This window comes from Patescibacteria group bacterium, assembly GCA_038064855.1.
Classification (GTDB): Bacteria; Patescibacteriota; Minisyncoccia; order Ryanbacterales; family GWA2-47-10b; genus SICQ01.
The window spans coordinates 1-24175 of sequence record JBBTSE010000009.1; the positions used below are offsets into that span (position 1 = coordinate 1).

At 50.0% G+C, this 24175-nt stretch carries 25 protein-coding genes and 2 tRNA genes; 13 read left to right on the forward strand and 14 right to left on the reverse strand.

Annotated features, from left to right (window positions below; all coding sequences use genetic code 11):
• From AAB417_04000 to AAB417_04015, 4 genes are all read left to right on the forward strand, one after another.
• Nucleotides 1-188 (forward strand): hypothetical protein (locus AAB417_04000; GenBank protein ID MEK7631159.1); only part of this gene is annotated, 188 nt, incomplete at its 5' end.
• A 66-nt stretch (nucleotides 189-254) separates the two neighbouring features.
• Nucleotides 255-419, forward strand: coding sequence for a DUF5679 domain-containing protein (locus tag AAB417_04005; GenBank protein MEK7631160.1), 165 nt, complete (start codon nucleotides 255-257; stop codon nucleotides 417-419).
• Nucleotides 420-639: 220 nt separating this feature from the next.
• On the forward strand, nucleotides 640-1872 hold the full coding sequence (locus tag AAB417_04010) for a hypothetical protein (protein ID MEK7631161.1): 1233 nt from the start codon (nucleotides 640-642) through the stop codon (nucleotides 1870-1872).
• 123 nt (nucleotides 1873-1995) lie between these two features.
• Nucleotides 1996-2565, forward strand: a complete 570-nt coding sequence (locus tag AAB417_04015; protein MEK7631162.1) for a hypothetical protein — start codon at nucleotides 1996-1998, stop codon at nucleotides 2563-2565.
• Between the two features lie 76 nt (nucleotides 2566-2641).
• Here AAB417_04015 and AAB417_04020 read toward each other — a convergent pair.
• The 5 genes from AAB417_04020 to ychF form a co-directional block, all read right to left on the reverse strand.
• Nucleotides 2642-2713 (reverse strand) — tRNA-Ile (locus AAB417_04020).
• A gap of 38 nt (nucleotides 2714-2751) precedes the next feature.
• Complete coding sequence (gene rpsR, locus AAB417_04025) at nucleotides 2752-3006, reverse strand: 30S ribosomal protein S18 (GenBank protein ID MEK7631163.1); 255 nt, start codon at nucleotides 3004-3006, stop codon at nucleotides 2752-2754.
• Nucleotides 2990-3433, reverse strand: coding sequence for a single-stranded DNA-binding protein (locus AAB417_04030; protein MEK7631164.1), 444 nt, complete (start codon nucleotides 3431-3433; stop codon nucleotides 2990-2992). The genes rpsR and AAB417_04030 overlap by 17 nt, the downstream gene beginning before the upstream one ends.
• Entirely contained in the window at nucleotides 3420-3848 is a 429-nt protein-coding gene (locus tag AAB417_04035; protein MEK7631165.1) for a 30S ribosomal protein S6, read from the reverse strand. Before AAB417_04035 ends, AAB417_04030 begins: the two co-directional genes overlap by 14 nt.
• 43 nt (nucleotides 3849-3891) lie before the next feature.
• The gene (gene ychF / locus AAB417_04040) at nucleotides 3892-4908 is read right to left on the reverse strand and encodes a redox-regulated ATPase YchF (GenBank protein ID MEK7631166.1); all 1017 of its coding nucleotides are present in this window, start codon (nucleotides 4906-4908) and stop codon (nucleotides 3892-3894) included.
• Nucleotides 4909-4933: 25 nt separating this feature from the next.
• Between ychF and AAB417_04045 the strand changes: the two genes are divergently transcribed.
• Complete coding sequence (locus AAB417_04045) at nucleotides 4934-6286, forward strand: phosphomannomutase/phosphoglucomutase (protein MEK7631167.1); 1353 nt, start codon at nucleotides 4934-4936, stop codon at nucleotides 6284-6286.
• Here AAB417_04045 and trpS read toward each other — a convergent pair.
• From trpS to AAB417_04080, 7 genes are all read right to left on the reverse strand, one after another.
• A complete protein-coding gene (trpS, locus tag AAB417_04050; GenBank protein MEK7631168.1) occupies nucleotides 6283-7290 on the reverse strand; it encodes a tryptophan--tRNA ligase in 1008 nt (335 codons plus the stop codon). The genes AAB417_04045 and trpS overlap by 4 nt on opposite strands.
• A gap of 252 nt (nucleotides 7291-7542) precedes the next feature.
• Nucleotides 7543-7800, reverse strand: a complete 258-nt coding sequence (locus AAB417_04055; protein ID MEK7631169.1) for a hypothetical protein — start codon at nucleotides 7798-7800, stop codon at nucleotides 7543-7545.
• 7 nt (nucleotides 7801-7807) lie between these two features.
• Nucleotides 7808-9613, reverse strand: coding sequence for a ribonuclease J (locus tag AAB417_04060; GenBank protein MEK7631170.1), 1806 nt, complete (start codon nucleotides 9611-9613; stop codon nucleotides 7808-7810).
• 45 nt (nucleotides 9614-9658) lie between these two features.
• Nucleotides 9659-9742, reverse strand: a tRNA-Leu gene (locus tag AAB417_04065).
• Nucleotides 9743-9798: 56 nt separating this feature from the next.
• On the reverse strand, nucleotides 9799-11496 hold the full coding sequence (locus tag AAB417_04070) for an ABC transporter substrate-binding protein (protein MEK7631171.1): 1698 nt from the start codon (nucleotides 11494-11496) through the stop codon (nucleotides 9799-9801).
• 18 nt (nucleotides 11497-11514) lie between these two features.
• Complete coding sequence (secG, locus tag AAB417_04075; protein MEK7631172.1) at nucleotides 11515-11733, reverse strand: preprotein translocase subunit SecG; 219 nt, start codon at nucleotides 11731-11733, stop codon at nucleotides 11515-11517.
• Nucleotides 11734-11751: 18 nt separating this feature from the next.
• Nucleotides 11752-13011, reverse strand: coding sequence for a GIY-YIG nuclease family protein (locus AAB417_04080; GenBank protein ID MEK7631173.1), 1260 nt, complete (start codon nucleotides 13009-13011; stop codon nucleotides 11752-11754).
• Nucleotides 13012-13117: 106 nt separating this feature from the next.
• Between AAB417_04080 and uvrA the strand changes: the two genes are divergently transcribed.
• Entirely contained in the window at nucleotides 13118-15910 is a 2793-nt protein-coding gene (gene uvrA, locus AAB417_04085; GenBank protein MEK7631174.1) for an excinuclease ABC subunit UvrA, read from the forward strand.
• 29 nt (nucleotides 15911-15939) lie between these two features.
• Here uvrA and AAB417_04090 read toward each other — a convergent pair whose 3' ends face one another.
• Nucleotides 15940-16137, reverse strand: a complete 198-nt coding sequence (locus tag AAB417_04090; protein MEK7631175.1) for a hypothetical protein — start codon at nucleotides 16135-16137, stop codon at nucleotides 15940-15942.
• The gene (locus tag AAB417_04095; GenBank protein ID MEK7631176.1) at nucleotides 16127-16891 is read right to left on the reverse strand and encodes a hypothetical protein; all 765 of its coding nucleotides are present in this window, start codon (nucleotides 16889-16891) and stop codon (nucleotides 16127-16129) included. Before AAB417_04095 ends, AAB417_04090 begins: the two co-directional genes overlap by 11 nt.
• A 194-nt stretch (nucleotides 16892-17085) precedes the next feature.
• Here AAB417_04095 and AAB417_04100 point away from each other — a divergent pair, with 194 nt between their 5' ends.
• The 7 genes from AAB417_04100 (at nucleotide 17086) to pyk (ending at nucleotide 24167) form a co-directional block, all read left to right on the forward strand.
• Nucleotides 17086-17388 carry a co-chaperone GroES gene (locus tag AAB417_04100; protein MEK7631177.1) on the forward strand — a complete coding sequence of 101 codons (303 nt, stop codon included), beginning with the start codon at nucleotides 17086-17088 and terminating at the stop codon, nucleotides 17386-17388.
• Nucleotide 17389: 1 nt separating this feature from the next.
• Complete coding sequence (groL, locus tag AAB417_04105; GenBank protein ID MEK7631178.1) at nucleotides 17390-19108, forward strand: chaperonin GroEL; 1719 nt, start codon at nucleotides 17390-17392, stop codon at nucleotides 19106-19108.
• Nucleotides 19109-19194: 86 nt separating this feature from the next.
• Nucleotides 19195-20958, forward strand: a complete 1764-nt coding sequence (locus AAB417_04110) for a hypothetical protein (protein MEK7631179.1) — start codon at nucleotides 19195-19197, stop codon at nucleotides 20956-20958.
• Nucleotides 20955-21227 carry a hypothetical protein gene (locus AAB417_04115; protein MEK7631180.1) on the forward strand — a complete coding sequence of 91 codons (273 nt, stop codon included), beginning with the start codon at nucleotides 20955-20957 and terminating at the stop codon, nucleotides 21225-21227. Before AAB417_04110 ends, AAB417_04115 begins: the two co-directional genes overlap by 4 nt.
• Nucleotides 21228-21266: 39 nt before the next feature.
• On the forward strand, nucleotides 21267-21830 hold the full coding sequence (locus AAB417_04120) for a LemA family protein (GenBank protein ID MEK7631181.1): 564 nt from the start codon (nucleotides 21267-21269) through the stop codon (nucleotides 21828-21830).
• A 6-nt stretch (nucleotides 21831-21836) separates the two neighbouring features.
• Nucleotides 21837-22742 carry a M48 family metallopeptidase gene (locus AAB417_04125; GenBank protein MEK7631182.1) on the forward strand — a complete coding sequence of 302 codons (906 nt, stop codon included), beginning with the start codon at nucleotides 21837-21839 and terminating at the stop codon, nucleotides 22740-22742.
• Between the two features lie 3 nt (nucleotides 22743-22745).
• Nucleotides 22746-24167, forward strand: coding sequence for a pyruvate kinase (gene pyk / locus AAB417_04130; GenBank protein ID MEK7631183.1), 1422 nt, complete (start codon nucleotides 22746-22748; stop codon nucleotides 24165-24167).
• Nucleotides 24168-24175 lie beyond the last annotated feature (8 nt).

The following is a 24175-nucleotide window of genomic DNA, read 5'->3' on the forward strand; positions in this document are numbered from 1 at the left end:
TAAGTCGTAACAAGGCACGCGTAGCGGAAGCTGTGCGTGGATTTTCTCCTAGTAAGGATTACCACGAGGAGTCGTGGGGTCTCGCGCAAGCGAGATATACTTACGAGGTCGGTTTTACATTAAGTGTAAAAAAAGCTATTAGTCGTGGAGGCTTCAAATCACGACTCGGATGCCTACCAAGGGGGTAGGACACGTAAGATCTTCGGCGGATTTTTGAGTTTCCATATATTTATATTATTAGGTATACTATGCTTATGGATGAAAAGATTGAAGGTCATTGCATGAAATGCAAGACCAAGAGGGAGATGAAGGATGTTGAAGTCGTAGAGATGCGCCCAGGCACGAAAGCTGCCAAGGGCAAGTGCACCGTCTGCGGTTGCGGCATGTACAAGATTCTTCCGAAAAACAAAGCAGCGTAAGACCTGCTTCAAAAAACCCTCGCGTTGCGAGGATTTTTTGTTTTTAATATTGACGAGTATGTATATATGTGATACGGATGTACCAGTTCTGAACTTTTCATTTCTAGCACCAGGTTCCATTCTGAGCTCTACCTCCGAACACCTCTAGTGATAGCAACATCCCGCACGGTGCGGGTGAGCAGGGGTTTGATAATAACCCCATAGAGAGAAGGAGGCAGTCATGTTCCATCGCAGTAGTCATTTGATGGGGGCCATCATGATGATGACCGTGGGCTTTGTGCTCACACAGACGGGCAAGGATGCCAACGCTTTTGAGGTACCCTCGGTCTTCGAGACGTACTTCGTGCAAGAGTTGCCGGTGCTTTCGCGTACCGGGGAGGCGCGCCTTGCGTCTCAGGAGGCCACGTCAACGCCCCCCGCGATCAAGATCATTTCGATCAAGGGTGGCAAGGTAGCGATCGGCGGAGGTGGTACTCTGCCGGTCATTCGCAACCGCAAGGTGGTCGTCGGCGTCGCCGAGGATCGTCGTGGCCGTCGGGTCCACTTCAAGGTGGTACGCGGTGATCGTGTACCATCCGTTGAGCGTGCGACCGCAACCTTTCCGTTTGAGATGTCGGCGTGCTTTACCGACGCAGACGGGAACTCCATGTTTCAATTTGCCGTAGGAGAGCCGGTCGGGGACACGATCCCCGAGTGCGGGCCTCCTCACGAAGAAGGAGCGGTGGAGAGTTTGTCAGCCGAGTCCGATGCCTTGCCGACAGCGCGCGAGCAGGCGCATCGGATGAAGGCGACCATCAACACGATGGGAGCTCTCGCGAAGCTCGGGTTTACCCCCGACTTCTCTGAAGAGTTCCGTGCGTTGACCGAAGGACGCAAAGCTCTTCGTAAGGCACACAAGCCTAACAAGGAGATTGTCGCGTCCGACTCAGTGATCATCCTCGACGAGGATGGCAGCCCGGTTACGGCTGGCACTACGCTTGCCGAGGCAGACCTGGCAGCCGCATTGGGCAGGGCGGGGTCGTCTGACCTTGCTACACCCCAGGTGACTTGGATGCGTGGCCGGCGGCACGTCGCCGAGATGCACGCGGACTACATCCACAACACAGCACAGCTAGCGGAACACTCCGCTACCTATACGGCGCGCTACGAAGAATCGCCGGCGCCGTTCGGAAGGTTCTACGATGTCCGATCGAACTGCAACCACGGGCGGTGTCCGTGGGAGATGACCTTTCGGTATCTGCTCTTTTCAGCACCACGGTCGTGGACCCATGTCCATAACTGGTTCTGTACTACTGGGTACAATGCGGTCTCTTGGACGGGGACTCACAACTGTCACGATGACACGGTGTGCACCACCAGGTCGGTGCGACTCGATACGCACTGGCCAGCAAACTGGGGTACACCATGTTCCGACCCATGGGTTCGGCGCTACGCGCCTCCGTGGTACGAGTAACCAATAACTGAGCCCACCAAGGGCTCCACAGCAGGGGCTTCCGACGATGTCGGAAGCCCCTTTTTCATTGCTAAAAATACATAAGTATGGTATGGATATAAACGGAAAGAGAGGTGCGTTCTTATGAAAAAAGGATTTTGGCAGTTCATGATCTCGGCCGCAATCGCAGGACCGATCGTCTTTCTCGTGATCTACTGTGCTCGACTCGCCATCACCAATGCGGCGGGTGTCTCTACTCCCCTCGAGGCAGGTACGAAGCTGCCTCCCGAGTTCACCCACTTGGTCGTGGGTAATGGGCAGGCAGGCATACAGCTTCGTGGCGCTTACCGCAAGGAAGGCCGCGAAGTTCGGTTCTTCACGGTGCGTGGGCTTGCCATCTCGATGTTTGAACGGAGGCCAGGCGCCCCCGATGTCGAGATGAGTATGTGTTTCGTAAACGAGCAGGGCTACCCGCTCTTCACTGTTGCCGGCGGCGACGGGGTGCCGATTTCTGAGTGCAACAAAGCGGGTGGGGAGTTCGATTCCGATAAAACGACAGACGAGGAGATGCAGCTTGCCCGCGAGGCGATGCGGGCGATTGCCAAGCTTTCGTTTCGGCCCGAGTATGAGCCCGAGCGGTGGGTTCTCGTAGGTTCCCTCGCGATCGCCAACACATTCGATCATGTGCTCGCTGATGAAATCCACTTGCCGTAGGCATCAAGTCCTGCGGTCACAACTACGAAGGTCCCTCACTCAGTGAGGGACCTTTTTTCTTTATATAGAGTAAGTGTGGGTGTGGGAGGGATCGAACCTCCGACCTCTTCATTATCAGTGAAGTGCTCTACCACTGAGCTACACACCCAAGAACTGGAGTGGGTACCCCAGTAGTTTAAAATATCTTTAGCGAAGTGTGAATGGTACGACGGCCATGATGCGAGCGTGTTTGATGGCTTCCGCCAAGCGGCGCTGGTGCAGAGCACACAGGCCCGTTCTGCGGCGTGGCTGGATGCGTGCCTGCGGGGTCATGAATGTACGCAGGGTCTCGTTGTCCTTATAGTTCACCACGCGCGAGTTGGTCGTACAGAAATGGCATTGCTTGCGTACAGTGGGCGGATGTTGAATACGAGGTTTTGATTTTTTAGAATGGGATTTCATCGGGGTTTATTTCACCTTCATCCGGATATTGGATTGTTTCGACCTCTTCTTTTTGCTGTGGACTCATTTCACTCTGTGGGCCGCCGCCTCCACCCATATCACTATCGCGCGGGCCCATCTGCATTTCTTCGGCGACGATCTCGGTGCGCGATTTCTTTTGGCCATCCTTTTCCCATGATCGGGTCTGGATGCGACCTTCGATAAAGACCATCTTGCCGCGACCAAGGTATTGTTTGGCGATTTCTGCCAAACGACCAAACATCACGATATTGTGATATTCAGCCATAGTCTGACGCGCGCCACTCTTGTCTTTCCAGGTGCGGTTCGACGCGATACTAAAAGTACAGACCGGCTGACCTGAAGGCAAGGTGCGCATCTCAGGGTCGCGGGTGAGGTTGCCGATAATAAATACTTTATTGAGATTCATTGGTTGGAGTTTGTTCACCAAACATTGCTTCAAGTTTATCGTCGAGCGCTTTCGCGTCTACGGGTACTTGATCTTCTTTTGGTGCAACGCGGGGCTTCATCGGTTTGCGAGGGGTTGGCTTGTGCCACTGCATAAGGGTAAAGCGAATCACCTTTGTATCTTCGCGGAGCTTTTCTTGCAAGGTGGGTGCGTTTACGCGTTCAGTGGTAAAGCGAATAGCACCAAAATAGGCATCAGTCGCTTTATTGATGGGGTAAGAAAGATTCTTGCGTTTTGGGGTATCCCAAGTGTCTACCGTCGCGTTAAAGCCGCCCAAGATCTCACGGATCTCATTTTCTGCGGCTCCCGCATCTTCGGGCGAGAGAGATGGGCTCAAAAGGTAAGCCAATTCATAATATTTTGTATCTAATACCATAGAGCGACTCTACCAGATTTTGAGCGAGTAGGCAAGGGTTGGATTACACCTTAAATTCGATGACATCACCGTCTTGCACGATGTATTCTTTGCCCTCGGTACGCACCAAACCCTTCTCGCGAGCCTTGCCGTAAGAGCCGGCATCAAGGAGATCTTTCCAAAAAATAATTTCGGCACGGATGAATTTCTCTTCAAAATCAGAATGAATAGCGCGCCCAGCTCGCTTGGCGGTAGAACCAACGGGAATCGTCCACGCGCGCGTTTCGTCCTCGCCAGTAGTAAAGTAGCTCATGAGTCCCAGAAGTTTGTAGGCGGCATGGGCGAGCTTACCGAGTTGCGGCTCCATACCAAGCTCGTGTTGTTCATCTGGTGACATGCCCGAGAGTTCTTCTTCAAGTTTTATATTGAGATATAGTCTGCCATCAGATGCGGTAGGTAATGGTTCAGTGGTGGTATTGTAAAGATAGAGGATCGGTTTCGCGGTTAGAAGCTGAAATGCTCGGGCGTCTTCTCGAAGCTCTTCGGGAATGAGCGCGCCGCCAGCAACAATGCTGTGGATTTTATGCGCGATCTCTGCCTGTTTTTTTGTATCAGCTGATCCCGAGCGCGCTTCTTTCTCGGTACGCGCGACTGCTTTTTCCATTGTGGCAAGATCAGCCATCATCAGCTCGGTCTCGATGATGCCGCGATCACGCTCGGGGTCGATAGACGATTCGACATGTATAATGTTGCTGTTTTCAAATGCGCGTACTACTTCTACGATCGCATCTACTTCACGGATGTGCGCGAGGAATTGATTGCCAAGTCCTTCACCTTCGGATGCGCCTTTGACGAGCCCCGCGATATCGACAAACTCGATGGCGGCAGGTATGCGCTTGGCACTTTTAGAAAAGTCAGCCAGCATGTCGATGCGCGCGTCTTTTACCTCGACGATACCGATATTTGGTTCGATGGTAGCAAACGGATAGTTTGATGTATCGACAGTCTTTTGAGTGAGTGCCTGAAAAAGTGTCGATTTGCCGACATTGGGAAGACCCACGATGCCAATTTTGAGAGACATAGCCAAGATGGTAAACTAATAATCAATGTATGTAAATCCTGAAATCTTCAAAGCCTATGATATCCGTGGTATTTTCCCTGAGGAGATCAACGGTAAGACATCCTATCTGGTCGCCCGTGCTTTTGCCGAGCATATACGAGGCAAGTCAAAATTGCCTTTGCGGATTATTGTGGCGGCTGATGCGCGGCCCTCCTCCCCCGAGATAAAAAAGGGTGTGATCGAAGGGCTCCTTGATGAAGGGGTTGAGGTGATTGATATGGGTCTCGCGACAACGCCGCAGCATTATTTTACGGTGGTACAGTCAGGCGCTGATGGCGGTATGATGGTAACCGCGTCACACAATGCATACCGTACCAATGGGCTTAAATTCACCAAAAAAGGTGGCGAGCAAATAGGCGAGGGACTTGAGGTGATGCGTCAGATGGTACGCCGGTCTATTTTCCAAAATGCTCCGACCCGCGGCAAATTGGCAGAGGTACCAGTGACGCGCGAGTATATCGAGTATCTTGTGTCAAAAGTCGATCTTTCAGGTGCCAAAGATTTAAAGATTATCTGTGATGCGGGTGGCGGTATGACATCGTTGTTAATCCCACAAATGATACGCAACTTGCCCTGCAAGATAACCGTGATGAATGGCGATCTCGCGTTTGATATGATGCACGAGCCGCTCAATCCCGCGCGCGAAGAAAGTTTGGCACCGCTCAAAAATGCGGTGTTAGAGGCGCGCGCTGACTTTGGTATTGCTTTTGATCCTGATGGGGATCGGTGCGGGATCGTGACCGGCAATGCGCGCTATTTCCGGCCTGATTATGTGGCAGCATTTTTTGCGCGAGAGTTTCTCAAGACCAATGAGGGCGCGGCGATTGTGTATGATGTGCGCTCATCAAACATTTTCCGTGAGACAATCATGGCGCACGGTGGCCGTGCACTCGAATCACGCGTGGGGCATCGGTTTATCAAGGAGCTAATGCGCAAGGAAGATGCGATATTTGCAGGAGAGCTTTCAGGGCATTTTTATTTCAAAGAGGCGTTTTATATGGACTCTGATTTTTTGCCGATGTTCTATATGATGCAGTTTCTCACAAAGCTCGGCAAGACTGCTGACGAGGTACTCGATGAGTTTGCGATCTATCCATCATCAGGCGAATTGAGCTTTAAGGTAAAGCCAAACGAGAACTATTTGGAGCAAATTGCCGCGCACTATAAAGACGCTAAAGAGGTAAGATGGGTGGATGGGCTCTCAGTCTATTATGAAGATTGGTGGGCAAATGTACGCCAATCAAATACCGAGCCGGTTGTGCGCATCAATGTCGAGGCCCGTACACGCGAAGTGCTCAACGAAAAAGTAGAAGAGTTAAAAAAACTGCTCGGCGTCTAAAAGAGGCCGATATTTTTCTTGGCTTCTGCCAAAGTTTTTTGTGCTACTTTTTGTGCGGCCTTGCTGCCGTCTATCAAGAGTTTCTCGATAGCTTTTTTATTTTTAGCGATCTCAAAGTAGCGGGCTTGGATTGGTTCGAGAAGTATCGTGAGAGAGTTCGCAACTGCTTCTTTGAATTCGCCGTACCCGCGGCCGGCAAAGCGCGCCTCAATTGTTTTAATAGATTCGCCCGATGCCAAATGCATGAGAAACATAAGGTTTGAAAGGCCGGGTTTATTTTGCGGATCAAAGATGATATCTTTGCCCGAATCAGTCACCGCGGTTTTTATTTTTTTGAGTATCTGATCGGGCGTATCGAGAAGGCTGATATTGGTATTCTCGCCGTGCGATTTTGACATTTTTTTAGTCGGATCTTGGAGCGAGAGGATTTTGAGATCTTGTGTGATTTTCGATTGTGGCTCAGGGAACATCTCGCCCGACTTGGCTCGGCGAGACAGGCCAAAGCGTGCGTTGAATCGTCGTGCAATCTCACGCGTGAGTTCAAGGTGTGGGAGCTGGTCGCGCCCCACAGGGACGACGCTAGCTTTGTAAGAAAGAATATCAGCGGCTTGCAGTACGGGGTAGGCGAGGAGGCCAAGGTTGGTGGCCTTGGGATTTTCGGCAAGCATTTCTTTATATACAGGATTGAGCTCGAGCATTGACTTGGGCACGATCATGCTGAATAATGTGGCCAGCGCGATCTGCTCGGGTACGAGCGATTGTACAAAAAGTGTCACTTTTCTGGGATCAACACCACATGCCAAGTAGAGCATGACGATCTTGAGTGTGTTTTCGCGTATATCTTTCGTGTCCTCAAGTGTGGTGAGTGCGTGTATATCCGCCACCATCAAGTAAGTCTTATATTGCTTTTGATATTCAATGAGTGGCTTGAGTGCGCCAAAATAGTTGCCCACATGGAGGCTGCTCGTAGGTCGAAGTCCAGTTAGTAGAATTTGTTTAGGCATAATTTATTTATTATATTTACGTGCTATGCGATATTTTAGAACAAGTAAACAACATACAATATATAGTGCTGGCGCTAAACTTATCCACGTTGAATTAAATTTACTAGTCATGATTAGGGGTATTCCAAATGTCACAAAAAGTAAGACTTTAGAGAGATCTGGTTTTAAAGTATTCGCTATTGCTTTCAACATAATGCTTTTATTCTACCACCAAAAAACCGCCATCGGAAGGGCGGTTTTTTTTGCGAAGAGTTAGATGGTTAGCCAGAGTAAAATTGGCCAGAGGTCGAAGAGAGCAAATAAGATAGCAGCAAAAGCTATAAATGCGCCTCGTTCGTGCGATCGCTTGATTTGGTGCCGTGATATAATCGCAAGTGTGATTGCGGCGGCCACCAAGAAAAGCGTTGAGATGAGGTGGTAAGGGCCGTCTAACAAGAGTGATGGGTTAATAAATCCTAAGAAAGCAATCAGGAAAGCGTAGATCGCAAACTGGTTCCAATGTGTTTTCATGAGATTATTATATCTCAATAACTACGGGTATTACCATCGGCCTACGCTCAGTTTTTTGGAAGAGGAACTGGGCGATTTTTTCTCGGAGTTCTTCTTTGATGTACTGCACATTGATCGGATGCATTTTTTCGGTCATTTCTTCGATATGCTTTTTGGTTCTGTTGCGCGTCTCGTAGAGCAAATCTTTTGATTCTTTCAAGTAGATAAACCCACGCGAGATGATGTCGGGTGACCCGCGTACTTTACCGGTTTTTTGGTCGATAATTGCGATGATGACAAACATGCCGTCAGACGCCATCGCTTGGCGGTCACGCAATACCACTTCTTTGATATCGCCTACACCCAAGCCGTCGACAAATACCGCGCTTGCATCAACCGCTTCTTTGGTGAGCGTTATCGTGTCTGCGGTGACATCTATAATGCGGCCGTTTTCAGGGATCACGATGTTTTCATCTTTGATGCCGAGCTCTTTGGCAAGTCGCGTGTGGAGCTTCAACATATAGTAGTTACCATGAATAGGCATAAAGAACTTTGGTTTCATAATACCGATCATGAGCTTGAGATCTTCTTGTTGGGCGTGACCGCCCGCATGAATGTCCATCATTTGATAGTGAAAGACTTCGGCGCCTTCGCGGTAAATAGTGTCTTTAAGATATTGCACGCTTCGTTCGTTGCCGGGGATGACCGATGACGAGAATACTACCGTATCGCCCGCGTGAAGTCGCACATGGCGGTGTTCACGGGTTGCGACACGCATGAGTACCGCGCCACCCTCGCCCTGTGCGCCGGTGCACAGGAATAGAATTTTATCATCAGGGTGATTGCTGACATCTTTGATATCAATCATGATGCCTTTCGGTATTTTGAGATATCCCAATTCTTGCGAAAGAGCCACATTGCTCTTCATTGAATAGCCGTCGATCGCGACCTTACGGCCGTATTTGTGGGCAAGCGAGATGAGCTGTTGCAAGCGCGAGATGAGCGATGCAAAAGTAGCGACAATAATGCGTCCCTTAGCTTGCTTGAATATATCTTCGAGATTTTGTTCGATGTCTTGCTCGGAGAGTGAGTGCCCGGGCTTTTCAGCGCCCGTCGAGTCAGACATTAGGAGTAGTACGCCTTCTTTTGCAAAGCGTTCCATCTTTGCGTAGTCTGCTGGCACATCGCCTACAGGATGCGCGTCAAATTTGAAGTCGGCGGTATGACAAACGGTACCTACTGGCGTGTGGACTGCTACGCCAACCGTATCAAAGATATTGTGGTTCACATGGAAAAATTCAATGTTAAACACGCCAAGTTTTAGTTTGGTATCTTGCTTGACCTCTTCGGTGTGCAAGCGTGGCAAGTGCGTAAAATCGCCTTGGCGCTTGAGGATGATGGCGCGCGTGAGTGGCAGGGTATAGATAGTAGGGCTGCCAAGTTCTGCCGACAGATAGGGGATTGCGCCGATGTGGTCATAGTGACCGTGGGTGATAATGACACCGCGGATGTTTTTCTGTTTGGTTTTAAGATATGAGACATTAGGGATAATAAAATCAATTCCCGGCGTACTCTCTTCGGGGAATTGGAGTCCCATATCAAGGATGATGATGTCATCACCGTATTCGAGAAACATCATGTTGCGCCCGATTTGTTCGACTCCGCCGAGCACGACAACGCGTAGTACGCCCTTTTGGACATTACCGACTACCGTCTGCTCGACGCGAAAAGGTGTATGGCTCGGCATGCGACGGGCGCCGCCTGCGCGAGGAGGTCGCGCGCCTCGTCGTGGCGGGCGTGATGACCTCTCTGGTGGTTGTGGTTTATTGATCATATGCAAAAGGAAAAAATAAAATAAATAGTATTGCTGACACGAGTGTGCCGAGGGGGGGAGTTGAACCCCCACTCCCTTGCGGGAACAGCGCTCTGAACGCTGCGTGTCTGCCAGTTTCACCACCTCGGCGGGTGGTATATGTGCGATATAGTTTTTTACATTAGTGCTGTCAGTATATCGCTCTTTTACTCCTTTGTCAAGATATTCCAGACACTCTTGGTTTGAGTATACCACGCATCAATAGTGCTGAAACGCTCTTGGGGAAATGGAATGATACGGGCGCCGATGCCGCCGAGATCTTTATAGGTCGCATACAAATAATGGGGGCTATAGAGAAATATCGCAGGGCGATCTTTGGCGATTTCTTCTTGGAAGAGCGTATAGAGCTCGACACGCTTGTCGTTGCTCGTAGTATTTTGCGCGTTTTCCAAAAGTGTATCTACTTTGGTATTTGCGTAGAGCGCGATGTTTGAGCCCGGGTGTTTTATTTGGCGCGCGTGCCAAAAACCAAGTGGGTCGACATCGTACCCCATCACGAGACCATAGAGGAGCGCGTCATAGTTTCGTGGGCGGATGAAGTTTTGATCAAGGTCGCCTTTTTCATATGCTTGCACGGTAACTTCCACGCCGATCTCACGCCACATATCGCGCACCATCTCGGCTGCACGCACGAGTTCAGGTGTTTGGATGGTGGTGATGGTAAATGAAATTTTTACGCGATCTTTTTTGCCTTCGAGTTTTTCGATGATGCCGTCACCATCCGTATCTTCGTATTTTGCCTTCGCGAGTATTTCCTTGGCACCCTCGATATTGCGCTTGGTATTTTCAAGAGTTGACGCGTGAGCAAAGGTGCCCGGGGGGATAGGTAGCGAGGTCGCGGTAGCTCTCCCGCCAAGAATTTCATTCACAATGCGCTCTCGATCGGTTGCCTTGGCGAGCGCTTCACGCAGTACGGGGTCGCGGAGTGGTGTGTAGGTGTCTTGGTTGAAGAAAATACCTACAACGCGTGGGAGGCTCATCTCGTGTACGATGCTTTGCGATGGTGTGTGCCATGAGTGATCGATACTTGCGGCATCAATCGCATTGTCTTCAAATGCAGTGCGGAGTGCCGCGTCTGTCGGGTAAAAGTAAAAGGTAATAGTGTCGAGGTATGGAGGGCGCGGGAGGTATCCTTTGAAGCGTTTGAGATAAAATGCCGTGATGACACCACGGTCGTCTTTGGTGACGGTATCAATATGAAAGGGTCCCGCGCCGACTGGCTCCGTGTTGAGCGACGAGAGAGGGAACGCTTCGGGTTGTGTGTCGTGCCACAAGTGTTTTGGTAAAATACCCATGGTGGCATTTCCCAAAAACGGTGCGTAGGGACGCTTGAGATGAAAAACTATTTCTCGCTCGTTTTTAATTTCAATACCAACACCTTCCCAGTGCGCGAGGCGGTGACTTCGGATGGCAGGATTTTTTGCAAGTTCTACGGTAAAGGCAATGTCTGCGGCAGTGAGTATTTCTCCATCATGCCAGCGCAATCCTTCGCGTAGCCAAAAGGTATAGGTAAGGCCGTCTTCTGAAATCTCATAGCGTTCCGCAAGCTCGGGGACAAATCCACCTTTGCCGTCGGGCTTTACGAGTCCCGCGTACACAATGCGGGCGAGGTCACGATCAACATCAGATAGAGCAAGGAGTGGATTGATGAAGCGCGGTATGCCCACTATGCCTTCCGTCAACGATCCGCCCCGCGCGGGGATTTCTTTTGAAAAATCACGATCGACGCGCACCAGGAGTACATTGATCGCTGCCCACGCGACAAACAAAAAAAAGAGAAAAGCTATTTTCTCACGACGGGTAAGAGTGTCGAAGAGAGTCCGCCACTCGGAGCGCGTTGGCATAAGCCGACCCATGAGTACTTAGCGCAAAAAGAGCGGAGCGAGGGTAGATACTATGAATAACGCACCGAGGAGGATGGTCGCGCGAAAGAGCCACTTTTCAGCACCCCTGCGGGAATTGTAGGTTGCGGAGTCTCCGCCAAATGATCCGCCCAAGCTCGAGCCGCGCTGTTGCAAAAGCACGAGTGCGACAATGAGTATCGAGATAAGTATTTGGATATAGGGCAATATAGTTTGCATTGCTCTAGTATACGCAGATTACCCTCGTACGACAAGCTGTCGGCTTCGTGCCCTATGAAAGGAAATAGCAAAGCGGTGCGCTTCGTCTCGGAGTGCCGTAATAAGATTGAAGAGCGGTTGGGGGAGTGTTTTGAGCGCAAAGGGCGCACGCCGGCCCGGTACATAGAGTTCTTCTTCGCGCTTTGCGATTGACGCGATGGGTATTGAATGTTTTTCGGCAAGTTTTGCGACCGCGCTCAACTGTCCTTTTCCGCCATCAATGATAATAAGATCAGGTTTTGGCCAGTCATCACGGCGAAGGCGGCGGCCTACTACCTCGTAGAGTGACGCAAAATCATCGACACCTTTGACTGTTTTGACGATAAATTTTCGATACTGATCTTTAGCTGGCATACCTCCCGCAAATACCGCCATTGACGCTACTGACGATGATCCTTGGTGATGTGAGATATCAAAGCACTCGATGCGCCCGGGTGGGTGGTCGAGCTGTAGTAATTCTGCGAGCAGTCGGAGCGCGCGCTGGCGTTCGGCCGCCATATCGTTTTGCAAATACGGTTGATGCTCAAAGATGTGCGCGAGACTCGTTATCTGATCGCGCAGTTTTTGCGCTTCTTCGTAGTGGCGCGTCTTGGCGGCGCGTTCCATCTTTGTAGAGAGTTCGCGTGCGAGTGTTTTTGTTTTACCCATCAGTACTTTGCGTATCGCTTCCATATTGAGCTTGTATTGTTTTTTGTCAGCGGGCGTTGAGAGCGTGTCAACGCAGCAAAAACCAAGACATCTACCGATCTGCGCGTTTACGCATCGGCGCTTGTGTCGCGGTCGCGGAGGGCAGGTGCAGTAGGGGAACGCTCTGCGTAAGAGCATGACTACGCGCTTGATAGCGGCACCATCGGTAAAGGGCCCGATCGCGCGCGATTGCTTCTCGGCACCCGGTTGGTGGGTTAGATAGATGCGCGGGAAAGTATCTTTGGAAAAGGCGACAAAAAAATAATTTTTGTCATCACGCATGACAAGGTTATATTTTGGTTTATACGATTTGATGTATGCTGACTCAGTGATGAGTGCTTCGATATCAGAGGTGAGCTCTTTCCATTCGACATTGGCGGCCTCGCGCACCATATCGTTTTTCCAGCCCCCTTGTGTGTACGAGCGTAGGCGCGCGCGCAAATTTGCCGCCTTTCCTATATAGATGACGCGTCCGCGAGCATTCTTAAAAAAATAGACCCCCGGTGTTTGAGGCGCAGTTTTGATAATGCCCGAGAGTTCTTGTTGCTGCATAGAGGCATCATATGGGCATTTTGCGCCTCGGTCTACCCACATCTTGAAGTGAAAACTTTTCGGGGGTATAATGCATTACTTCTTAAAAAGGGGATCTTAAAAACTCATGAAGAAAAGCGACCAACATTTTATCAAGCTACGAGGTGCGCGCGTACACAACCTCAAGAATGTTGATGTTGATATCCCCAAAAATTCTCTCGTTGTCATCACAGGGCTTTCCGGCTCTGGCAAGTCGTCGCTCGCGTTTGATACTATCTATGCCGAGGCCGAGCGAAGATTTGTCGAATCACTCTCAAGCTACGCGCGGCAATTTTTAGGCATCAAAGAAAAACCCGATCTCGAATCGATCGAAGGATTGTCACCGGCGATTGCGATCGATCAAAAAACAATTTCAAAAAATCCACGCAGTACGGTGGGTACCATCACTGAGATTCATGACTATTTGCGTCTTTTGTATTCTCGCGCGGGTATCCCACATTGTCCTAACTGTGGCAAGCCGGTACGCCGCCAGACGCCTGATGAGATTATGAAAAAAATTGTTTCGTTTGATCTCGGTACCAAAATGCTCCTTCTTGCGCCAGTGGTGCGCGGCAAAAAGGGCGAACACAAATCAGTGCTTGGTGAAGTTGAGCGCGGCGGGTTTCTGCGCGTGCGTTTTGATGGCGAGGTCATGCGCATCGAGGAGGCAAAAGATCTTGAACCCGATCCAAAGAAAAAACATACTATCGAAGTCGTTATCGATCGCCTCGTGATTGATGGCGAGCTTGATAAAGCACGATTGCGCGACTCGATAGAGACAGCGATAAAAATCGGCAAAGGGTTTTTGGTAGCAAACAATACGCAAGAAGATATATTGTTTTCCGAACACTTGGCATGTCCTGATTGTGGCATTTCCCTTTTTGATTTGGAGCCGCGCGCTTTTTCTTTTAATAGTCCGTATGGCGCGTGCCCTGCATGTACTGGTATTGGCTCGACGCTCGAGGTTGACGCAAAACTTGTGATCCCCAACGAAAAGCTTTCATTACTTGAAGGCGCCATTCAGCCATGGGCGCGCGCATCGCACAAGGTTGGCCGTCAGTCATGGTATTGGTGGATGCTCGAAGATTTGGCATCACGCTACCACTTCGCGCTTGATAAGCCAGTGAGCACGCTGCCGAAAAAAATCATTGAAACTATTTTGAACGGCGAGGAGGGTGTGTTTGAAGGCGTTGTCCCAAACCTCAAACGCCGATGGAAAGATACCGAGTCCGAATGGACGCGAGGCGAGATTGAAAGGTATATGGTAGTCCAGCCGTGTAGCGCGTGCGGTGGCAAGCGTCTTAAGCCAGAAGCAATCGGCGTGACCGTTGATGGTAGAAACATTGCAGATATATCAAATCTTTCAATCTCGGAAGTTTTACAGTTTTTCAAAACATATTTAAAAAAAGCGCCCCGCGAGACACACTTGATACTCAAAGAAATCATTCGTCGCGTCGAGTTTTTGATGAATGTCGGTCTTGAATATATGACGCTCTCACGCACTTCGACTACGCTTGCGGGAGGTGAGGCGCAGCGCGTGCGACTTGCAACACAGATTGGCTCGCAACTCACTGGCGTTATTTACGTGCTCGATGAGCCGTCAATCGGTCTTCATTCGCGTGATCATGCAATGTTGCTCGAGACCATCAAACATCTGCGCGATTTGGGTAACACGGTATTGGTGGTAGAGCATGACGCAGAGACTATGGAAGGTGCTGATTGGATTGTGGATTTGGGGCCGGGCGCTGGTAAACACGGCGGTAAAATAATCTTTGAAGGAACCTACAAAAAAATATTGTCTGCCAAAACACTCACGGGTGAATATTTGTCAGGACGCAAAAAAGTAGAAATAGCGCATCGTGACAAGCGCAAGGGTCGCGCCAAAGATTGGATCACACTGGAAGGCGCGTCCGAACACAATTTAAAAAATGTGACACTCAAACTCCCGCTCGGTAAATTCGTATGTGTGTCGGGCGTATCAGGTTCGGGCAAATCAACGCTCATCAATGATACGCTCTCGGCAATTTTGCTCGAGCATTTTTATGGTACACGTGGGTCGATTGGTGCATATAAAAACATTTCAGGCCTCGATAAGATTGATAAGGCGATCGTCGTTGACCAGTCACCGATCGGTCGTACGCCGCGCTCGAATCCTGCGACCTACACAGGCATGTTCGGTCCTATCCGCGACTTGTATTCAAAAACACGCGAGGCACGAGCGCGCGGCTATGGTCCGGGCAGGTTTAGTTTCAATGTAAAAGGTGGGCGGTGCGAAGAGTGCGAAGGGCAGGGGGTGAAAAAAATCGAGATGTATTTTTTGCCCGATCTCTACCAAGAGTGCGAAGAATGTCATGGTACGCGGTACAACCGTGAAGCGCTTGAGATTGAATATCAGCGCAAAAATATCGCGCAAGTACTCGACATGTCTGCCGAAGAAGCGGCAACCTTTTTTACTGATATCCCCGTAGTGCGCGAGCGCGCGGAGACTTTAGTAAAAGTCGGTTTGGGTTATATGAAACTTGGCCAACCCGCCACCACCCTTTCAGGGGGCGAGGCGCAACGAGTAAAGCTCGCAACCGAACTCGCACGCCGCTCGACTGGCAAAACACTCTACATATTAGATGAGCCGACGACAGGGCTTCATTTTGATGATATTCAAAAGCTCATGATCGTACTCGATGCACTCGTAGAGCGTGGCAACACGGTGCTCGTCATCGAACACAATATTGATGTACTTAAAAACGCTGATTGGATTATAGACTTGGGCCCTGAGGGGGGATCGGGTGGCGGCATGATCATCGCCGAAGGTACACCCGAAGAAGTGGCGAAAGTCGCCAAATCATATACCGGCCAGTGGCTGAAAAAAGAATTCGGTAAATAGGTTCTATAAAAAAGAAAAATGCGCCACCCCTACTTGGTTTCGGGGTGGCGCGTTGCGTCTGGTGGAGGAGGAATGTCAGCCTGTTCGCGGCGCTGTTCGGCGCGCGAGGAGCGCAGACCGTGGATTCCGCTTTCGGAAGGTTTTGATGACCTGCCGGTGCGTGGATCGATATCGCCGGTTTGTGTTTCGAGATGGATGACTTTTGGTTTTGATGTTTCAGGCGGCATGAGCTCTCGCTTGGTTTTCGCGGATAGTCGCGAGTACTTGCTCGCGAATGTGGTAGGCGATACCCGTGTGGCTGTGCCACATATCGGGCCATGATTTTTTCTCGGCCTTGATGGTATGGCGCGCACCTTCGAGTTCAGCTTCGCGAGCCGGTACTACGGGGTCATAGTCACTGACAGCGACCACTATTTTGGCGAGCAGTGTCGGATCCGTGAGTGATGACGGATCAAAGGGTAGGTTATGCTCACCTGACGCAAGCGAGAGATAGAGGTTGAGTGCACGAAGAGACGCGCCCCTGAGTGGTGAGCTTGCGAAGATCGCAAGTTCGATCTCGGGATGATCGGGGAGTGTGCCGAGGATGTCGGCGCCACCCTTGGAGTGACCCATGAGGATTGGTACAGCACCCGTGGCGTCTTCGTCTACTTTGATCGCGCGCGAGAGTAGCTCATGTGATTCTCGCCAGCCGAGCGTATTGCGGCGCAGGTTCGTGGGGATGATCAGCTTCACGCCGTTTTCGCGCAAGTATGCGCCGAGGCGCAGGTAGTATTCAAAGCGTGCGAAAAACCCTGGCATGAAGATTACATGAGGCGTTAGCGCCTCCTCAGTACCTACTTCATCGTCGATGAGGAGTGAGTCGAGAAACATCGCGGTTGCCGCAGGGAGCTCTCGGGCGATATTCCACAAGTTGCCGATGCGGCCTACTTCTGCGGTTACATGGCGAAAGTCTCTGGCGACGAGCCGCAGTACTTCTTGCATACTCATCGCATTTCCTCCTTTAAGTTTTTAGTTGCGTTGTCGGGTTGTCGAGGTGCTCTGCTTTTAGACTACTCTTGCCCCACACGCACGCAAGGCGGAGCGCTTGACATACCTAAGTTTTTCTTTAGAATGGCTCTATTAGCACTCTTGAGTCGAGAGTGCTAAATATTAAAATTTCTATTATATAAGCATATATGACAATCAAACCACTTGGTGATCGTGTGCTTCTCGAGACTCTTTCTCGCGAAGAGCGCGAAGGCAAGACTTCGTCAGGTATTGTCATCCCCGATACGGCTGAGAAAGAACGCCCCGAAGAAGGACGCGTTGTCGCAGTTGGCCCCGGCAAGATGACCGATGATGGCAAGATGGTTCCTATGAGTATCAAAGTAGGATCGCGCGTACTATTCGCAAAGTACGGGCCATCTGAGATTAAGGTCGGAGGCAAAGAGTATTTGATAGCGCGCGAAGAAGATATTCTCGCAGTAATTGAACAATAATATGGCATCAAAAGAAATTGTATTTAATGAAAAAGCACGCGCGGCACTCCAGCGCGGTGTCGACACGCTCGCAAACGCAGTCAAAGTAACCCTTGGTCCGAAAGGTCGCAATGTCGTCATTGAAAAAGGGTACGGCTCTCCTGTCATTACGAATGACGGCGTGACGATTGCCAAAGAAATCTCAGTTCAAGACAAAGTAGAAAACATGGGCGTCGAGATTGTCAAAGAAGTTGCTTCAAAAACCAATGACATCGCAGGTGACGGTACGACCACTGCAACGCTTCTCGCGCAATCTATTTTTAACGCAGGTCTTTTGGAGCTTGCCGGTTCTTCCACGCTTTCACTTATGGCGCTCAAAGACGCGCTTTTGAATGGTGCGGGTGAAATGGGCGAACTTCTCAAAAAGAACGCGCTCAAAATCGACTCAAAAGAAAAATGGGCGCAGGTAGCGACCATTTCTGCGAAAGATGCCGAGATCGGTACGCTTATCGCGAGCATCATCGAGAAGGTTGGCAAAGACGGTGTGATCACGGTAGAAGAATCACAGACCTTTGGCGTTTCTCACGAAGTCGTTGAAGGCATGCAGTTCGATAAGGGATATGTAGCACCGTACATGGTGACCAATCCTGATAGGATGGAGGCGGTGTACGACGATCCAAAGATTTTAATTACTGACCGCAAAATTTCCGCGATCGCAGATATTTTGCCGATTTTGGAAAAACTCGCTCAATCAGGCAAAAAAGAACTTGTCATCATTGCCGAAGACATCGAGGGTGAGGCGCTTGCGACTCTTATCGTTAACAAGATTCGTGGCACCTTCCATTCACTTGCTATCAAGGCGCCTGGATATGGTGATCGCCGAAAGGAGATGCTCGAAGACATCGCGATTGTGACCGGCGGCACGGTGATCTCCGAAGATATTGGCTTGAAGCTCGAAAAGGCTGAGCTCACCATGTTGGGGTCTGCTCGCAAAGTAATCTCGACCAAAGAACACACCACGATTGTCGATGGTAAAGGTGAGCGCGCGCATATCGAAAAACGCGCCTCACAAATCAAAAAACAAATAGAAGATTCCGAATCTTCATTTGATAAAGAAAAACTTCAAGAGCGCTACGCGAAGCTCGCGGGCGGTGTGGCTGTCATCCGCGTGGGTGCGGCAACCGAGGTAGAGCAAAAAGAAAAACAGCATCGCATTGAAGACGCGGTATCAGCTACCAAGGCGGCGATCGAAGAAGGTATCGTGCCGGGTGGCGGCGTGGTATTGCTGTACTCTTCATATAATCTGAAGAATCTCAAGCAAGCTGACAACAAAGCTCCGCAGATGATTGAGGCACAAGAGGCGGCAACACGCATCTTGCAACGCGCACTTCGCGCGCCGTTTGAGCAGATCATGCTCAACGCAGGCAAGACTCCTGCCGATGTCGTTGGCGGTCTTACCAAAATTTGGCTTGAGAAAGAAAAGATCGATGTCGCGAATCTTGCAGGTGCGACCAAGTGGCCGGTATGGGGCTACGATGTCTCGCGCGAAGATTATGTCGACATGATTGCGACCGGTGTCATTGATCCTGTCAAAGTAACTCGCTCGGCACTGCAAAATGCAACATCAGCGGCAGCCATGTTGCTGACAACCGAGGCGGCGATTGTTGACATCCCCGAGAGAAAAGATGCACCCACGGGCATGCCCGGAGGTATGGGCGGCATGGGAGGGATGGATTACTAAGCTAGCCGGTCATTTAAAAACGAAAAACCTTTCCCCTGTGGAAAGGTTTTTCGTTTTTATTCATTTCTTTTTGCTACACTATATATATGGAAAAGGCACCAAGCCCATCTCCCGAATCTTCTGAAGAACCAAAACAGCAACCTGAGCGGCCAGCACTGACAAAAAAAGATCAAGATATTGACGATTACAATGATCGACTTCAGGCGTTTTTTGAGCGTAATGGTGAGAAGGAGGTCGCAGGTGACATAGCGGCAGAGCGTAAGGATCAAGAAGGCCCTGCGCGCGAGCGTGGCGCAGATGCCGAGCTTCAAGAGCACAAACGCTCTCTCCAAGAGCTTGAGAAGGATGCACAAGAAAACCGTCTTACCGAGCGGTATAAGGATGCTGGATACAACCGTACGCGAGCAAATGAATTAGCAGAAGAAGAGTCAGAGAGGCGTACTACTCGTATCCGCGAACTCGAAGATATGAAAGCTGGCAGAGAGAAAAAGCCAGAGGTTATTGAACTCGCCGAAGACATGGTTATCCAGAAACCAGAAAGAGTGCGTGATAAATATGATAAAACACTTGAAGACGATCCTCGCGTTGATACGGATAAGCTCAACGAACGATATAATAAAACGCTTGAGAACGATCTAGGCGCTGTCGCTGAAAAACCAGCAACAAAGAAAGAGCGCTCAAAAGACCCACTGGCTGACGCGCGCCCGGGTGTGCGCGAATATTTAATGGCGGCGGGCATGCGGGGTGCAGCGACACTTGCTGAGCGCGGCGTACTCATGCTGGGTGGTAAGGGTATGGAGCTTTACGAGCGTTTTGTAGGATATCCTTCACTCAAACGCGAACGCGCACAAAAGGCGGCGAATGATGAGGAGCAGGCACTTGATGCAAACCGAAAGGAACAAAAGAAATATGCAGATGATCCAAAAAGATTGCAGATTTTGCGATCCGAAGAAGAGCGACTCGAAAGTCGTATCATTGACGCGCGTGCAGAGCTTGGAAAAAGGGAAAACGAAGAAACAAATTTTAAAAATCAGAAACGCTTTTTTGAAAACGGTATGCGCACGCTGGCTTCAGGTGTGCTTGAGAAGATCGATAAGCGGCTCGACCCGTATGAGTCCCAGCTCAAAGTCGCCCGGGCCACTATCGACAAGGCCGATAAGCGTCTTGCGCTGGTAAACCGCCGTCTCGATGCATATGAGGAGAAGCTCACAGAAAAGCGCAATGCGCTACGCCGCGAGCCTGACCCCGTGAAGCGCAAGACATTAGAAAATGACATTCAAAGACTGCAGGGCATCGCAAAAAGTAGAAAACCGTTTATTAAGCGTGTGATCGAAAAAAAGGACTATGCGCAGGACGAGCTAAAAGAAAATGAGGCGGCGGCTCGTCCATTTCGTCAGCAACAGCGGCGATTTGCGCGTGCGGCAGGACTCGAAGTGCGTGATGATATTATTGCCAAGGGTTCGCCACCCGAAGACTTGCCCGTGATGCCCAAAGGAGGTTTACGCGTGATTGAGGGTGGCAATAAAAACAAAAAAGAAACAAAAGAGGGCTCTGCGAACATTGATACCTTTATCAAAAAATGGAATAAAGAAGCAGTGCTTGATGGTCGTCTGACTTGGCGTATCACTGATCCGGCGCGTTTTAAGTATTTAGCGGGGGAGAGCGAAACACTCACGCCTATGCGCGCAGGGCATATTGCTCGCAAATACTTTGAGGCTGAGGCAATGAGCAAGGGCCGCACATTATCACCACGGCAATATAACAAAGCTGAAAGCATAGGACGTTCTATCGCTGGGAAAGTATTCCCCGAGGGGAATATAATAAAGAGAGCAATAAAGAGAGTCCTATGAATGCCGCGGATGACAACTCGTTAAATATTCAACAGCTTCGTGCCGAGGCGCATCGGTTTTTTGGTGAACTCAAAAGTGAACTTGGATCTATCGAAGATGACCTTGATGTGTTGAATCGTGAGCTCGCGACGCTTAATGGTATGGAGGAAAAACTCGCGCGCGAGATCGGCGCCATTGAAGAAGACGCAGTTGAGCGTATGGACAGAGAGCTTATCGGCCTTCTCAATAAGGCAGACGAAGAGACTGACTTTGAGATGGGCATGGGTTAGCTCTTTTGCATTATTTTCTTTTGTGGTATAATAGACGCTATGAATACGACTCTTTATATCGTTATCGGAGTTCTCGGTGTCGTGGTGTTGTGGGCCATTTTCGCCTTCAATCGCTTTGTTCGTTTGCGCAATCGTGTACGCGAGGCATGGAGTGATATCGAAGTGCAGCTCAAGCGTCGCTATGATCTCATCCCAAACCTTATAGAAACCGTCAAAGGGTACGCGAAGCACGAATCACAAGCATTTGAAAATGTGACCAAGGCACGCGCGTCCGCACTCGCTGGCGGTGGCAATGCGCACGACCGCGCGGAGAAAGAAAACATGCTTACGGGAGCTCTCAAGAGCATTTTTGCTATTGCGGAGGCATATCCGGATCTTAAGGCAAATACCAATTTCCTCGAACTTCAACGCGAATTGTCAGACACCGAAAATAAGATTCAGGCGGCTCGTCGTTTCTTTAACACCAATGTGATGGAGCTCAATACAGCTGTTGAATCGTTTCCATCAAATATCATCGCGGGTAGCTTTGGCTTTAAAAAAGAAGAATTCTTTGATCTCGACGAGACTCCTGCCGCGCGCGAGCCGGTCAAAGTAGCATTTTAGGAAAACATGGCAACACTCTGGACGCACAAGGATTCTAATATCCGAAAGACTTGGCTTTTGATGACAGTGTTTTTTGCGCTCGTCATGTCGATCGGGTGGATATTTTCTCAGGCTTATGGCAACCTTGGTATTTTGCTGTTCGCAGTTATCTTGAGTACTACTATGAGCGTTGCTTCATATTGGTGGTCTGATAAGCTCGTGATCGCCACTACGGGTGCCAAAGAGCTTAAAGACGCGGAAGCCCCTGATCTACACAATATTATCGAAAACCTCGCGATCACCGCAGGCCTCCCCAAGCCCCGCATCTATCTAGTACAAACCGCACAACCCAATGCATTTGCCACGGGTCGCAATCCCCAGCACGCGATGATAGCGGTCACGACAGGTCTTTTGGAGCGCATGAATCGCACAGAGCTTGAAGGCGTGCTCGCGCATGAGATGTCTCACATTGGCAATCGTGACATGTTGGTATCAACCGTCGCGGTAGTGCTGGTAGGTGTTATCCAGCTGATGGCTGATATGTTTATCCGCCGCATGTGGTGGAGCGGATCTGATAGAGAGCGTGGTGGGCAGGCGCAAATTGTTTTTATCATCATTGGTATCGCGCTCTCGCTTTTAGCGCCGCTTTTGGCAACGCTCATGCAACTTGCGGTCTCGCGTAGGCGTGAATATTTAGCTGATGCGTCAGGCGCACTACTTACTCGGTATCCTGAAGGCCTCGCATCAGCCCTCGAAAAGTTGGCGCAAGATCATACGCCCATGGCGCAGGCAAATCACGCGACAGCGCACCTGTGGCTTGATGACCCGTATCAGGGCAAAGAAAAAAAAGTGTCGTGGCTCACCAAGATGTTTATGACACATCCGCCGATCGAAGACCGAGTTCGCATCTTGCGTGGCATGAAAGTAGATTAATATATGCATTTACAACGAAAGACAAAAATCATCGCAACTATCGGGCCCGCGTCAGAATCGCGGGAAAACCTTTCACGCTTGCTCGCCGAGGGCGTAGATGCTGCGCGTCTCAATTTTTCGCATGGCGTGCAAGCTGATCATGGCCGTCGTATCAAATTGATCCGCGAGTTTGAGCGCGAGACGGGTAAATTTATCGGTATCATTGCTGACTTACAGGGTCCCAAAATGCGTGTGGGCGCGCTGCCAAAAGAAGGCGTGCTATTGCGCGATGATGCCGAAGTGATCCTTGATACAACCATTTCCAAGTATGAGGAAGGTGGCGCAATACCAGTACCGTCGCCTATTTTTGCGAAAGGCGCCTCAAAGGGCAGTCGCATGTTTCTCGATGACGGCTCACTCTTGCTCGAGGTTATCGGCACCAAGGGGCTTTTAGGTAGGCAGTTTGTAGCGCGCGTGTTGCGTGGCGGTACGCTGTATTCACACAAAGGTATCAATGTACCCGAACTTAAACTGCGCGCCAACATTTTTGAAGAAAAAGATAAGAGCGATATGGCGTATGCAATTCGCCAAAAAGTTGATTATATCGCTGTCTCTTTTATCCGCAACGGTGATGATATGCGTGAGGCACGCAAGCTCATTGGATCCGCACCTATCAAATTGATCGCCAAAATCGAACGGCCCGAAGCATTGCAAAACCTCGAAGATATCATCAATGAGTCTGACGCCGTGATGGTCGCCAGAGGAGACCTTGGTATTGAGACTCCGCTCTGGCAATTACCCATGCGTCAGAAAGAAATTATCGAGAAGGCACACAAAGCTATGAAGCCGGTGATTGTGGCTACGCAAATGCTTGAGAGTATGACTAAAAATGCTATTCCCACGCGTGCCGAGGTCAATGACGTTGCCAATGCAGTATATGACTCTGCAGATGCTGTTATGCTGTCGGCGGAATCGGCATCAGGCAAGTATCCACTCGAGTCTGTCCGCATGATGCGTCAGATCCTCGAAGAGACTGAGAAAGACGTGGGCGAACCGTTTTTAAAAGAAAAAGATGGGTATCATTCTATCGATGTTGCTATTGGCAAATCAGCAAAATATGTTGCCGCACAAGTCGGAGCACATATCATTTTGGTCGGCACGGTTTCCGGCCATAGCGCACGCGCCATTTCACGATATCGTCCGCAGACATGCATTATCGCTGCAACGCCAAGCGAAGCAATTGCGCGGCGCATGAGTATTGTATGGGGCGTCTCATCAATCGTCGTTACTGGTACTCGCACGATTGTTGAGCTTGAGAAGAAAGCGCTCACTATGCTCAAAAAATCCAGACATCTATCAAATGGAGATTTGGTGGTATTTGTGTCCGGTGCGAAGCTCGGGGCAATTGGCGCTACAAACGCTATTTCAGTCACAAAAGTTCTGTAAAGTTTAGA